This is a genomic window from Rhizobium sp. BK176 (genome assembly GCF_024808055.1).
On the sequence record NZ_JANUBV010000004.1, the window covers coordinates 40581 to 53400 of the forward strand.

General features: G+C 60.5%; 15 protein-coding genes. 7 read left to right on the forward strand and 8 right to left on the reverse strand.

The features are described from left to right. Position 1 precedes the first annotated feature (1 nt). Positions 2-694 carry a glutathione S-transferase family protein gene (locus tag FHT76_RS15590; protein WP_016552418.1) on the reverse strand — a complete coding sequence of 231 codons (693 nt, stop codon included), beginning with the start codon at positions 692-694 and terminating at the stop codon, positions 2-4. A gap of 248 nt (positions 695-942) precedes the next feature. Between FHT76_RS15590 and FHT76_RS15595 the strand changes: the two genes are divergently transcribed. Further along, positions 943-1740, forward strand: coding sequence for an undecaprenyl-diphosphate phosphatase (locus FHT76_RS15595; RefSeq protein WP_183753382.1), 798 nt, complete (start codon positions 943-945; stop codon positions 1738-1740). A 120-nt stretch (positions 1741-1860) separates the two neighbouring features. On the opposite strand, the gene FHT76_RS15600 is transcribed toward FHT76_RS15595, so the two are convergent. The 7 genes from FHT76_RS15600 to dnaN all read right to left on the reverse strand — a co-directional run bounded on the left by FHT76_RS15600 (position 1861) and on the right by dnaN (position 6818). After that, entirely contained in the window at positions 1861-2013 is a 153-nt protein-coding gene (locus FHT76_RS15600; RefSeq protein WP_016552420.1) for a hypothetical protein, read from the reverse strand. A gap of 281 nt (positions 2014-2294) precedes the next feature. Continuing rightward, entirely contained in the window at positions 2295-3275 is a 981-nt protein-coding gene (locus tag FHT76_RS15605) for a complex I NDUFA9 subunit family protein (protein ID WP_183753380.1), read from the reverse strand. Positions 3276-3387: 112 nt separating this feature from the next. Then, a complete protein-coding gene (locus tag FHT76_RS15610) occupies positions 3388-3675 on the reverse strand; it encodes a DUF1330 domain-containing protein (RefSeq protein WP_016552422.1) in 288 nt (95 codons plus the stop codon). Between the two features lie 24 nt (positions 3676-3699). Continuing rightward, positions 3700-4395, reverse strand: coding sequence for an orotidine-5'-phosphate decarboxylase (gene pyrF / locus FHT76_RS15615; RefSeq protein ID WP_183753378.1), 696 nt, complete (start codon positions 4393-4395; stop codon positions 3700-3702). Between the two features lies 1 nt (position 4396). Then, on the reverse strand, positions 4397-4984 hold the full coding sequence (locus FHT76_RS15620; RefSeq protein ID WP_183860640.1) for a histidine phosphatase family protein: 588 nt from the start codon (positions 4982-4984) through the stop codon (positions 4397-4399). 4 nt (positions 4985-4988) lie between these two features. Then, complete coding sequence (pmtA, locus tag FHT76_RS15625) at positions 4989-5582, reverse strand: phospholipid N-methyltransferase PmtA (protein WP_183753374.1); 594 nt, start codon at positions 5580-5582, stop codon at positions 4989-4991. A gap of 117 nt (positions 5583-5699) precedes the next feature. After that, positions 5700-6818 (reverse strand): DNA polymerase III subunit beta, encoded by a 1119-nt coding sequence (gene dnaN / locus FHT76_RS15630; protein WP_016552426.1) that lies wholly within the window; start codon positions 6816-6818, stop codon positions 5700-5702. 270 nt (positions 6819-7088) lie between these two features. Between dnaN and rsmI the strand changes: the two genes are divergently transcribed. The 6 genes from rsmI to FHT76_RS15660 all read left to right on the forward strand — a co-directional run bounded on the left by rsmI (position 7089) and on the right by FHT76_RS15660 (position 12796). Next, a complete protein-coding gene (rsmI, locus tag FHT76_RS15635) occupies positions 7089-7991 on the forward strand; it encodes a 16S rRNA (cytidine(1402)-2'-O)-methyltransferase (RefSeq protein WP_183860774.1) in 903 nt (300 codons plus the stop codon). Next, positions 7981-8352, forward strand: coding sequence for a YraN family protein (locus FHT76_RS15640; protein WP_183860638.1), 372 nt, complete (start codon positions 7981-7983; stop codon positions 8350-8352). The genes rsmI and FHT76_RS15640 overlap by 11 nt, the downstream gene beginning before the upstream one ends. 124 nt (positions 8353-8476) lie before the next feature. After that, the gene (locus FHT76_RS15645) at positions 8477-9775 is read left to right on the forward strand and encodes an extracellular solute-binding protein (RefSeq protein WP_183860636.1); all 1299 of its coding nucleotides are present in this window, start codon (positions 8477-8479) and stop codon (positions 9773-9775) included. Positions 9776-9856: 81 nt separating this feature from the next. Continuing rightward, positions 9857-10834, forward strand: coding sequence for an ABC transporter permease subunit (locus FHT76_RS15650; protein ID WP_183860634.1), 978 nt, complete (start codon positions 9857-9859; stop codon positions 10832-10834). Positions 10835-10846: 12 nt separating this feature from the next. Beyond that, complete coding sequence (gene ugpE, locus FHT76_RS15655; protein WP_183753368.1) at positions 10847-11689, forward strand: sn-glycerol-3-phosphate ABC transporter permease UgpE; 843 nt, start codon at positions 10847-10849, stop codon at positions 11687-11689. Positions 11690-11698: 9 nt separating this feature from the next. Beyond that, positions 11699-12796 carry an ABC transporter ATP-binding protein gene (locus FHT76_RS15660; protein ID WP_183860632.1) on the forward strand — a complete coding sequence of 366 codons (1098 nt, stop codon included), beginning with the start codon at positions 11699-11701 and terminating at the stop codon, positions 12794-12796. Positions 12797-12820 lie beyond the last annotated feature (24 nt).

Below are 12820 nucleotides of genomic sequence, written 5' to 3' on the forward strand. Positions count from 1 at the left end.
GTCAGAAATCCAGATCGGCGTAGTGGGACACCGGTGTCAGGCCCCGTACGCGTTCGGTGAGCAGGGGCCGGAAGGATGGACGCGACTTCAGGCGCTGATACCACTCCTTGACAACAGGCGCTTCCGACCAGTCGATCTCGCCGAGGTAGTCGAGAATGGAAACGGCGGAGGCGGCAGCCAGGTCGGCATAGCTCATGCGGTCGCCAGCCAGCCACTGGCGCGAGCCTGCGAGCCATGTGAGGTACTTCATATGCTGGCGGATGTTTGCCCGTGCCGTGCGAAGGATCTTCGAGTCAGGCGCACCGCCTCCCTGGTCCGCCGTCATCTGCAGCTTGTAGACCCGCTCGCGGGCAAGCGGCCTGGTGACGTCGGTTTCCATCTTCTGCATGAACCACTCCGCCAGCCGGCGGATTTCGGCGCGCTGGAACGGATCTTCTGCGAGTAGCCGGCGATCCCGCTTGAGCACGCCATGCGTCTCGTCGAGATACTCCGAGATGACTGTGGCGCCGCAGAGCGCCCGCATGCTGTCATCGACATACACCGGCAAGGTTCCGGCCGGGTTCAGCGCGAGGAAATCCCGCCGCTTCTCCCATGTCTGTTCTTCGATCAGATCCGCCTGATAGCCGTACTCCGTCAGGATCAGCCGAACGAAGCGTGATGCGGATGACATGGGGTGATGATAGAGCGTGGGCATCGATTCTCGGATTTTTGATGGCTGTGGGTGCGTTGCGGGAGCGCGATGATCATAGCGCCCTAGTCATGACTTATTCGTTGAAGCTATAGGAGTTTGGTCCTTCCAATACAAGCGAGTCGGACAGCCGACCGCCTGGACAAAGGACGTGTACGCGCCAAAGACCGATTTTTGCCTTCCCGCCCTGCCTTCGTCACTTACGGCCGCCATAACCCCCGCGCAGCCCGACCAAATTTCCACGGAGAGAATGTATGGAATATGTGAACTCTATAATTCTAGGCATAATAGAGGGAATTACCGAGTTTCTGCCGATTTCGAGCACTGGCCACCTTATCATTGCGGAACAATGGCTCGGCCACCGCTCGGACATGTTCAACATTGTCATTCAGGCTGGTGCCATCCTCGCCGTCACCATTATCTACTGGCGGCGCCTCGTGGATCTCGTTCTCGGATGGCGTGATCCGAGAAACCGCGCCTATGCCGCCAAGCTGATTGTCGCATTTCTGATCACGGCCGTCCTCGGGCTGATCGTCAAGAAGCTCGGCTTCGAGTTGCCGGAGAACGCAACACCGATCGCCTGGGCGCTGATCATCGGCGGCGTCTGGATGATCTTTGCCGAGTGGGCCGCCGCGCGTAGGCCCCCGCACAAGGAAATCACCTGGCTTGTTGCCATCCTGGTCGGCATTGCCCAGGTCGTCGCAGGCGTTTTCCCGGGAACTTCCCGCTCGGGTGCCACGATCTTCGTCGCTATGCTGGCCGGCACTGGCAACCGCGCTGCGGCGACCGAATTCGCCTTTCTGGTCGGCATCCCGACCATGTATGCTGCCAGCGCCTACGAACTGTTGAAGACGTTCAAGGATGGCGGCGCCGCAAATGAGAACTGGACGAGCCTCGGTATCGCCTTCGTCGTCTCGACGATTGTCGCGTTCGTGGCTGTGAAGTGGCTGCTCTCCTATATCCGCAGCAACCGTTTTACGATGTTTGCCATCTACCGCATCATTCTGGGCGCCATTCTGCTTGGCATGGCCGCGACTGGGGCGATCGCCTGAGATAGCTTTTGACTGCCGCATTTGCGCACTGATCGCGCAAATGCGGATTGCCCGACGAAGTGACAAACACTTCAGATGTCTGACGGCACAAAAAAACCGGCGTAGAGCGCCGGTTTTTCGTTATCGGCTGATGGAGCCGGTCTCGCAGGGATCGATGCCATAAGCTGGCGAGCACTCACCCTTCACCGCTGCAACCGAGCCGGGTGCAATGAAGGAGCCTGCCAGAATAACCAGCGCCGCGCACGCAAACAGAAGCGCGATTGACCTACCCATCGAAGAAAGCCTTTCAAAGTCGTTAGCGCGCCGTCAAGGCGCTGAGTCCATTGGGAGACGCGCGGGGTGTGTAGTCAGTGGAATGACAAATAGCAATAAATGTTCCTGCTAAATTTGGTGTTAATTCCGCTAATTTTTTGGTGCGGCTTTTATGCAACGAGTGCCTTGCCGGCACAGAGAAAAAAGCATCCACAACTTGCGCGATTCCGGAAAACTCTTCCAAGAAAAATGCCGCCCGCGATCCCGCGAGCGGCACACCTAGATAGAAGTGGACAGCGGCTTTAGGCGGCCTTGCCCGAGCCGGTGTATTGGCCGTGTGGACGATACTGCACGAGGTACGACCCGATAACCGAGTTCACCAGAGTTGGCGTGACGCCGATGCCCTTCAGCGTACGGCCTTCAGCTTCTGCTTCCTTCGAGACGACGTTGTTCTTCCTCAGGAGGCGCACCTGGTCCGCCGTGATCGGCGGGGTGATGAACGGAACGAGCGAGGCAATGCTGCCGATCATCGAGGCGATGCCGAACGGAAGCGACACGAGGCGGTTCTTGCGCGAGGTTGTCTTCAGCATGATTTCAAGACATTCGCGGAAGGTCAGTACTTCGGGGCCGCCGAGCTCGAAGGTTTCGCCAGCGGCAACCTTGCCCTCGACAGCCTTCGCGACCGCTTCGGCGACGTCGACGACGTAGACCGGCTGGAATTTCGTCTTGCCGCCGCCGATCAGCGGCAGCATCGGCGACATGCGCGCCATGTCGGCGAACTTATTGAAGAAGCTGTCCTCGGGGCCGAAGACCACCGACGGACGATAGATGATGGCGTCCGGCTTTATCGCGTGGATCGCCGCCTCGGCGCGACCCTTCGTGCGGGCATATCCGGAGTCGGAATGGGCATGTGCGCCGATCGCGGAGATATGGATCAGCTTGGCACCGACGCCGCGCGCGGCTTCGGCGACGGCACGGGCGCCAAATTCCTGGACCGCCTCGAAGGTATTGCGGCCGGCTTCGTGGAGGATGCCGACGCAGTTCACCACATAGTCAGCGCCGTCGACCGCACGATCGACCGAGTTGCGGTAGCGCAGGTTCGCCTGGACAAAGGAAATCTGGCCGACATTGCCGAGTGGCTGCAGGAAGCCGGCGAGATCGGGACGGCGGACGGCAACACGGATGCGGTAGCCGCGCTTTGCGAGCTCGCGAACGATATGCCTGCCGATGAAGCCGGACCCTCCGAACACGGTGACGAGTGGCGGCAGGTTGGCAAGGGTCATGGCAGGCTCCTCGAAAGGCTCAGTTGTGTGGTCGATGTGGTTTCGTCTTAGACCAATCACGGCGTGACGAAAAGGGCCATCGCGCCGCAGTTCTCACCGCTGAGAACTCGTCTCAGATGCCTTCGACGACGACCATCTCGGCATCGGCGATTTCCTGGCGGATTTTCGCGGCGATCTGGTATTCCGGTGAATTGTAGCAATCGACGGCATGCTGCATCGAGGGAAATTCGATGACCACGTTGCGTGCGCGGGACTTGCCTTCAAGCTCGGTGATCGCGCCGCCACGGGCGAGGAAGTTGGCGCCGTACTTGTCGAATGCCAGCTTTCCGGCTGCGACGTAGTCCTTGTAACGCTCGAGGTCGCGAACATCGACGCGTGCGATCCAGTATGCTTTTGCCATCTGAGTGCTCCCTGGCATGCTTGGTTATTGTAGGACGGTTGCCATTTCGGCGAGGATCGCCCGCGCGGCTTCGCGAGGATCGGCGGCTTTGACGATCGGGCGGGCAACGACCAGATGGCTGGAGCCGGCCTTCAGCGCATCGGCCGGTGTCATCACACGTTTCTGGTCGCCCTTGTCGGCGCCGGCAGGGCGGATGCCCGGCGTGACGAGCGCCATATCGGGGCCGATGATCTTGCGCACGGCCGCAGATTCTTCCGCGGAGCAGACGATGCCGCCCATGCCGGCGAGATGCGCCTGTTCGGCGCGGCGCAGCACGAGCGTATGCGGATCATACTCGTAGCCTGCGGCGATCAGGTCCTGCTCGTCCATCGATGTCAGCACGGTGACACCGAGGAGGCAGAGATCGGAGCCCTTCGCCGCCTCGACCGCAGCCTTCATCGCCTTCGGATAGGCGTGCAGCGTCAGCATCGACATGCCCATCTTGACGATGTTCTCGACGCCCGACGCGACCGTATTGTCGATATCGAGCAGCTTCATGTCGAGGAAGACCTTCTTGCCGCTCTTGGCAAGGTCGCGCGCAAATTCCAAGCCGCCGGCAAAGGCCAGTTGATAGCCGATCTTGTAGAAAACCACGTCGTCGCCGAGTGTGTTGACGATCCTTTCGGCTTCGCCAAGCGTTGGAACATCCAGCCCGACGATCAGGCGCTCGCGTGCGTCCATCTCACATCCATCCCTGCCACTCTTCGATAGGCGTCCAGTCGCACGATAGGCGCTGATCTGCAAGGCTGAAACAATAGAGATTGCCGCCACCGCCAGGCTGATCGCCGTCGCGCCGGATCGCCCGGCCCTGAAGGTGGCATTTCAGCAGCGTGCCGACGCCGCCGTGCCCGACAAACGCGATGGGCAGGACGGAATCATGCGATGCGAGGACATCGGTAACCGCCGAAACGATACGCCGTTGTGCATCGATTGCTCGCTCCCAACCGCGGAAGCTCTCCTCGGGGTGCGCAAAGAACCAGTCGGCTGCCTTTTCGAACTCCGGCGGCGACAGGAAACCGGTTGCCGTGCGATCGTTCTCATGCATGCCCGGGACGATTTCGACGGTCAGTCCGGCTGCGGACGCAAGGATTTCGGCAGTTTCGATCGCTTTCGTCTCGTCGCTGGAAACGACCCGCCGCAACTGCCTTGCCCAACCGCTTTCAGCTGCCTTGCCAGCGCGCGCAGCCCCGATCTCCGACAGCCGCCATTTCGGTACAGGGACATCGGGGTCGATCTTCACCTGTGGATGCGTGATGTAGAGGCCGAACACCGGTTCAGCCGCGCCGGTAGATCCAGAGCTGCGCAGGTGGAATGTTGCGGACGATGAAGTCGAAGTGCTGGATATGGTAGCGATCCGGCCGCGCGATGATCGGCGATACAGGGCCGTAGGAAATCTGCACGACCGGGCGACCGGCTGGCAGACGGTCGAGCAGGCTCTCGAGAAGTGCGATGCGCGCCTGCATCGGAAAGTTCAGCAGCGGCACGGCGGAAACGACGGAATCGAACGTTTGATCCTTCATGGCGCCGAGCGTCTTGTCGAGATTGAACGCGTCGCCATTGATGAAATTCACGCCCGGATAGAGCCGGACGAGATGTTCGTAGAAGTCGGTCGAATATTCGACGGCGACCAGATTTCCTGGCTTCACGCCGCGACCAAGAATGGCTTTGGTGATCGCCCCGGTGCCGGGTCCGAGCTCAAGGACCGGCAGTCCCGAGTGAGGGTTGATGACGCTTGCCATCTTACGGGCTGTAATGGAGGAGGTGGGAACAATCGAACCGACGGTTTTCGGCCCCTGCATCATTCCTTTGAAGAAGCGGATCTCTTCGTCAAACTTCTTGCCCAGCCGTTCCTTTAGGCGCAACGCCATGCCCGTCCTCCTGGTTATGCAACAAAACAGCCCGCTTTCTAATTGCAGTCAGTCTCAGCGAAAAACAAGGCCTGACGTCGCAATTGGCAAAGTTTGCACGGCAAATGCGACGCCCGTCTAGACGCGCATCGGCATCAGCACGTAAAGGGCGTCGTCGCCTGCGGTGTCGCGAATGAGCGTCGGCGATCCCGCATCGGCGAGCAGGAAGATCGCTTCGTCGCCGGAAAGCTGTGCAGTGATATCAAGCAGGTATTTGGCGTTGAAGCCGATTTCCATCGCGTCCGTGTCATAGCCAACGGCGACTTCTTCCGTCGCGCTGCCCGAATCCGGATTGTTGACGGTGAGCAGCAACTGGCCGTCCGAGAGAGCGAGCTTGACGGCGCGGCCACGCTCGGAGGAGATCGTCGAGACGCGGTCCACGGCCTGCGCGAACGTCGTGCAGTCGACACGCATTTCCTTGTCGTTGTTGGCCGGGATAACGCGCTGGTAATCGGGGAATGTGCCGTCGATCAGCTTCGAGGTCATGACGATCGGGCCGATGCTGAGGCGGATCTTGGCGTCCGACACTTCGACGGTCACCATCGCATCCGGAACATCGACGAGCTTCTGCAGTTCGCCGACGGTCTTGCGCGGAATGATGATGCCCGGCATGCCTTCGGAGCCCGATGGCGCATCGACGTCGGCGCGGGCGAGGCGATGGCCGTCGGTTGCGACGGCGCGCAGCTTCAGATCGCCCTGGCTTTCGATGGTGTGGAAGAAGATGCCGTTCAGGTAATAGCGCGTTTCCTCAGTCGAGATCGCGAACTGGGTACGATCAATCAACATCTTGAGGTCCGTCGCCTTCAGCTTGAAGGTGTGGCTGAAGGTGCCCGCGGTGAGATCCGGGAAGTCGGACTGCGGCAGGCACTGAAGCGAGAACTTGGAGCGACCGGACGCGACAGTCATCGAGCCGCCGTCTGTGCTCGTCGCCAGCAGGACTTCGGAACCGTCAGGCAGCTTGCGCACGATGTCGTAGAGAAGATGGGCAGGAACGGTAGTGGCGCCGGCCTGTTCGACGTTCGCAGGCGTCGCCTCGGTCACCTCTAGATCGAGGTCGGTCGCCTTCATGTCGAGGTTCTGACCATCGGCGCGCAGCAGGATGTTGGACAGGATCGGGATCGTGTTCCGGCGTTCGACCACGCGATGCACGTGGTTCAGCGACTTCAAAAGGTTGGACCGCTCAATTGTAATACGCATGGGATGCTACCGCTTTCGACCGTTACTGCTTGGGCGCGCATGCTGCGCGCCGCAAGGAATGCCTTTGCCCAAAAGGGACCGTAGAGTGGATAGGCAAAATGGCAGGATTTTGAGACCGATTGCAAGAGGCGCAAATGGCCGCGCCAGTGCAATTGCCGTTTTCCGGTGCAATGCACACAGAAATTGCTGCGGCCTTGCCGAAAGGCGGGGTCTCGCCCATAACAGCGGAAACGAGAGATGAGTATCGATACCTTGAGCAATGACGATGTGATGGCCGATGGCGGCAGGCAACGCAGCTTCCGCCTGCACAATATGTCCGTTCCGGCACGACCATTGGAGCCGGCGCTCTATCTCGTCGCGACGCCGATCGGTAATCTAGGCGACATCACGCTGCGTGCCTTGGAAACGCTTGCCGGCGCCGACGTCCTGGCCTGCGAAGACACGCGCGTCACCCGCGTCTTGCTTGACCGGTTTGGCATTCAGAACCGCCCCTATGCGTATCACGAACACAATGCCGACGAGGCTGGGCCGCGGCTTTTGCAGGCGCTGGAGGCCGGAAAGTCTGTGGCTCTCGTCTCGGACGCCGGAACGCCGCTGGTCTCCGATCCCGGCTATCGCCTCGCACAGAACGCCATCGAGGCGGGCTATCGCGTCGTGCCGATTCCCGGCGCCTCCGCGCCGCTTGCGGCTCTGGTCGGTTCCGGCCTGCCGAACGAGGCCTTTCTGTTCGCCGGGTTTCTGCCGACCAAGGACAAGGCCCGCCGTGATCGGCTGGCGGAGTTCGAGGCAGTTCCCGCAACGCTGATGTTCTTTGAATCGCCGCATCGCATTGCTGCTACGTTGACCGCTGCCGCCGATGTGCTCGGCGGCGATCGCGCGGCATCCGTCTGTCGCGAATTGACGAAGACCTATGAAGAGTTTCGCCGTGGGACGCTGGCCGAGCTCGCGGCGCATTACGCCGATGTCGATAACGTCAAGGGCGAGATCGTGCTGGTCATCGGACCGCCTCCCGAGCGGGCGGTCGAAGCAGCCGATGTCGATGCGATCTTGGCGGACTTGGCCAAAACCTTGCCAACCTCCAAGGCTGCCGCGGAAGCGTCAAAGCTGACCGGCGTCTCCAAGAAGGAACTCTATCAGCGGCTCCTCGACATGAAGGGCGGCGATGGGCGATAGGACTCCTCCTGCTGCCGACCGCCGAAGGGCGCTCCGCCGGGGCCATGTCTCCGAGTATTTCGCTGCTCTCTATCTCATGTTGAAGGGATATCGCATCGTCGCCATGCGTTATCGCACCAAGCTCGGCGAGATCGACATCATTGCACGCAAGCGCAATCTGGCGATTTTTGTTGAAGTGAAGGCGCGGCGCGAGGAGATGATCGCCATCGACGCCGTGTCGCCAACGGCGCAAAAACGGATCAGAGCGGCCAGTGATCTATGGCTTCAGCGCCAACGCGATTATGCTTTGCTTTCGCAGCGTTACGATATTGTGGCCATCCTGCCCGGCCGGCTGCCGCGTCATTTTCCGAACGCCTTCTGACCTCTTTGCACTCGCGTGCAAAAAGAGCCGACTGTAACAGTCCCGTCATCAAATCATCAAGGAGGCGTCATGGAACGCCTCTATTGCACTCCTCACCCCAACAACTGGTGGAGAGGGATTAGTCATGTTCAAGAAATTTACGATGGCGGCCGTGGCCGTGAGCTTCTCGGCCTCGTCGTCTTTTGCCGCGACCAATATCACTTGGTGGCACGGCATGGGCGGCCGCAACGGCGAAGTCATCAACGAAGTCGCACAGAAGTTCAACGCATCGCAGACGAGCTGCGCGATCACGCCGGTCTCCAAGGGATCGTATGAAGAAGCGCTGGCAGCCGGCATCGCCGCTTTCCGCTCGGGCGAACAGCCGAACATCCTGCAGGTATTCGATGCGGGTGCCGCGACCATTATCAACGCCAAGGGCGCTGTCATCCCGGCTGAAGACCTGATCAACAACGCTGGCTACAAGTTCGACCGCAACGCCTTCATTCCGGGCGTTCGCTACCTCTACGCTGCTGCTGACGGCAAGTTCGTCGGCATGCCGTTCAACTCGTCCGCTCCGATCATGTATACGAACCCGGAAGCGCTGAAGAAGGCCGGCGTCGAAGCCCCGAAGACCTGGGAAGAGTTCGAGGCGATCGCGCCGAAGCTCAAGGATGCCGGCTACATCCCGCTCGTCCAGACGCAGCTGACCTGGGAGTTCACCGAGAACTTCTTCTCGCGCAACAACATCCAGTTCGCCACCAACAACAACGGCTACGACAGCATCGTCGACACGAAGCTCAAGGTCACCGACCCGAACCTCATCATGATGTTCGAAAAGCTCAAGGCCTGGAAGGATGAAGGCTACTTCGCCTATTACGGCGCCGGCTGGAACGACAACCAGAAGCCCTTCGAAGAAGGCAAGGTCGCTCTGTGGATCGGTTCCTCGGGCTCCTTCGGCGGTCTGAAGAAGACGGCAACCATGCCCTTCTCGGCAACCTTCCTGCCTTATTGGAACTCGATCAGCGGCGCCGGCAAGAACACCTTCATTGGTGGTGCTGCCCTTTTCGCGATGGCCGGCAAGCCGGAAGCCGAAAACAAGTGCGTTGCCGACTTCTTCCAGTTCCTGACCTCGCCTGAGATCCAGAAGTTCTACCACCAGGCAACCGGTTATGTCGCCATCACCGAAGCAGCCTACGATCTCGCCAAGAAGGAAGGCTACTACGAGAAGGAGCCTGTCGCCGAAGTCGGTATCAAGCAGCTGAAGCTGGAAGGCGGCGAATGGTCGAAGGGCTATCGCCTCGGCTTCTACCCGCAGATCCGCTCGATCATGGAGCGCGAATACAACCGCATCTTCGCTGGTGAAACCACAGTCAAGGACGCGTTCGACACCATCGAGAAGGAAGGCAACGAACTTCTCGCCCGCTTCGCCAAGACCGCTGGCTGATCCAAGCCACGTCGACCATGACAGTCAACATGGACCTCCCTTCTCCGGAAGGGAGGTCCTATCAGCGATAGAGGACCGCGCGTGGCCTATACACCTTCTCAACCTCGCCTCGGCCGGTTCATACCGGGCTTTGCGGCAGGCGCCAGGAAACCGGCAGCCGCTGCCGAGCCGGCAGGCGCCAAGCGCGTCCAGTTCTCGCCATCGCTCATCCCCTATCTGTTTCTGGCGCCGCAGCTCGCGGTGATCTTCATTTTCTTCTACTGGCCGTCGGTACAGGCGGTGCAGTCGTCCTTCTACATCGAGGACCCCTTCGGCTTCGGCTCGACCTTCGTCGGCTTCGCCAACTATACGGACGCCATCTTCAGCCCCGAGTATCTGAGCATCGCCAAGTTTACGGTCGTCTTCACAGCGCTGGTGACCTTCTTCTCGCTGGCGCTCGGTCTGCTGCTGGCGGTCAAGGCTGATGCCGTCATTCGCGGCAGCTCCGCCTACAAGACGCTGCTGATCTCGGTCTATGCGATCGCCCCGCCGGTTGCGGGCCTCATCGGCATGATGTTCTTCGACCTGCACATCGGCCCCTTCGTCAAACTGGCGGCATGGTTCGGCTGGGACATGCAGGTTGGTCTGAACTACTACGACACCGCCTTTGCGCTGATTGTCGTCGCGGTCTGGAAGCAGATCCCCTATAACTTCATCTTCTTTCTGTCGGGTCTTCAGGGCGTGCCGGTTTCCGTGCGCGAAGCCGCCACCATCGACTGCCGCTCCGGCTTCCGTCGCTTCTGGACGGTGACGCTGCCGCTGCTGGCGCCGACGGCCTTCTTCCTGCTGATCATCAACATCACCTACGCGCTGTTCGACACCTTCGGCGTCATCGACGTGATGGTGAAGGACAAGCCGGCCAACAATCCGATCACCCTTGTCTACAAGGTCTACATGGATGGCTTCCGCGGCAATGACATCGGCAGCTCCTCGGCGCAGTCGGTGATCCTGATGATCGTTGTCTTCGTCCTCACCATCATTCAGTTCCGCTTCATCGAGAAGCGCATCCACTACACGTGAGAGGGGACGACCATGTATAAGACGAAACCCCTCGACCATCTGATCCTGATCCTCGGTTCGCTGTTCCTGATCGTGCCCGTGATCGTGGCCTTCATGACCTCGACCCACGAGGCGGCCGAAATCCACACCAAGGGCCTGATGCTGCTCCCCGGCGACAATTTCGTCGGCACCTATGAGAAGGTCCTGACCCAGAAGGGCGGCTTCACCGGCCAGGTCACCGGCCTCAACATGGTGCTGAACTCGCTCATCCTCGGCATCGGCTTTGCCGTCGGCAAGATCGTGCTGTCGATGATGGCGGCCTACGCCATCGTCTATTTCCGCTTTCGCTTTGCGACGCTCGCCTTCTGGATCATCTTCACGACGTTGCTGCTGCCGCTCGAAGTGCGCATCATGCCGTCCTATGAGGTGATGAGCAAACTCGGGCTGCTGAACACCTACACCGGCCTGATCGTGCCGCTGCTGGCGTCGGCGACCGGCACCTTCTATTTCCGTCAGTTCTTCAAGTCCGTTCCCGAGGAACTCTTGGAGGCGGCCCGCATCGATGGCGCCGGGCCGTTCAAGTTCTTCGTCGATATCCTGATCCCGCTGTCGCGCACGATGATGGCGGCGATCTTCATCATCATGTTCGTCTATGGCTGGAACCAGTATCTCTGGCCCATGCTGATGACCACCGACGAGAGCTTCTTCACGCTCATGCGCGGCATCAAGTCGATCCTGCAGGTCTGGGTCGGTTCGCAAATTCCCGATTACAACGAAGCCTTTGCACTCGCCGTGCTGGCCATGCTGCCGCCGGTGCTGATCGTCGTGATTTTCCAGAGATGGTTCATCAAGGGCCTCACCGAGAGCGATAAGTAAGGAAGAAACATGGCACGGATCGAAATCTCGAAGGTCTGCAAGGATTATCATGGCGGCGTTCGCGCCGTGAACGGCGTCGATATCTCGATCGCCGATGGTGAGTTCATCGTCCTCGTCGGCCCGTCCGGTTGCGGCAAGTCCACGCTACTGCGCATGGTGGCGGGTCTCGAGGAAATCTCCGACGGCACCGTCAGCATCGGCAACCGCGTGGTCAACAGCGTCGACCCTGCCGATCGCGACATCGCCATGGTCTTCCAGAACTATGCGCTCTATCCGCACATGACGGTGCGCGAGAACCTTGAATACGGCCTGAAGAACCGCAAGACGCCGAAGTCGGAAATCGACGCGCGCGTCGCCGAGGCCGCCCGCATGCTGCAGCTCGAGCCCTATCTCGATCGCCGCCCGCGCGCGCTGTCGGGCGGTCAGCGCCAGCGCGTCGCCATGGGCCGCGCCATCGTCCGCAAGCCGGCCGCCTTCCTGTTCGATGAACCGCTGTCGAATCTCGATGCCAAGCTGCGCGTTTCCATGCGCGGCGAAATCAAGCGCCTGCAGCGCCGCCTCGGCACCACCTCGCTCTATGTCACCCACGACCAGCTGGAAGCGATGACGCTCGCCGATCGCCTCGTGGTTCTGAGCCATGGTGAAATCGAGCAGATCGGCACACCGCTCGAGGTCTACCATCGCCCGGCTTCCACCTTTGTCGCCAGCTTCATCGGCTCGCCGGCCATGAACCTCCTTAAGGGCGAGTTGCATGGCGACAAACTGGCGCTCGGCCCGAGCCTGATTGACCTTGCCGGCAGCGCGCCGACGTCGGGTCCGGTCACGGTCGGGATTCGCGCCGAAGACCTCCGCCTTGCCCGTGCCGGTGAACATGCCATGACGGTCGCGATCGACTATGTCGAAGAGTTGGGTTCACAGCGTCTGGTGCACGGAAGTCTTGGCGATCAGCAGTTGACCGCGGTCCTGTCGCCTGAGGCGGAGCTGAAGTCCGAACTACGGCTGGTCATCGGCGCAGAGCGGCTGCATTTCTTCAATCACGAGACGGGCAAGCGCATCGGCGAGCCGGCAGCTTCGCCGGCCGCCGTGGTCAAAACGGAAATCGCCTGACGCCTCACTGATCCTTAAAATTGT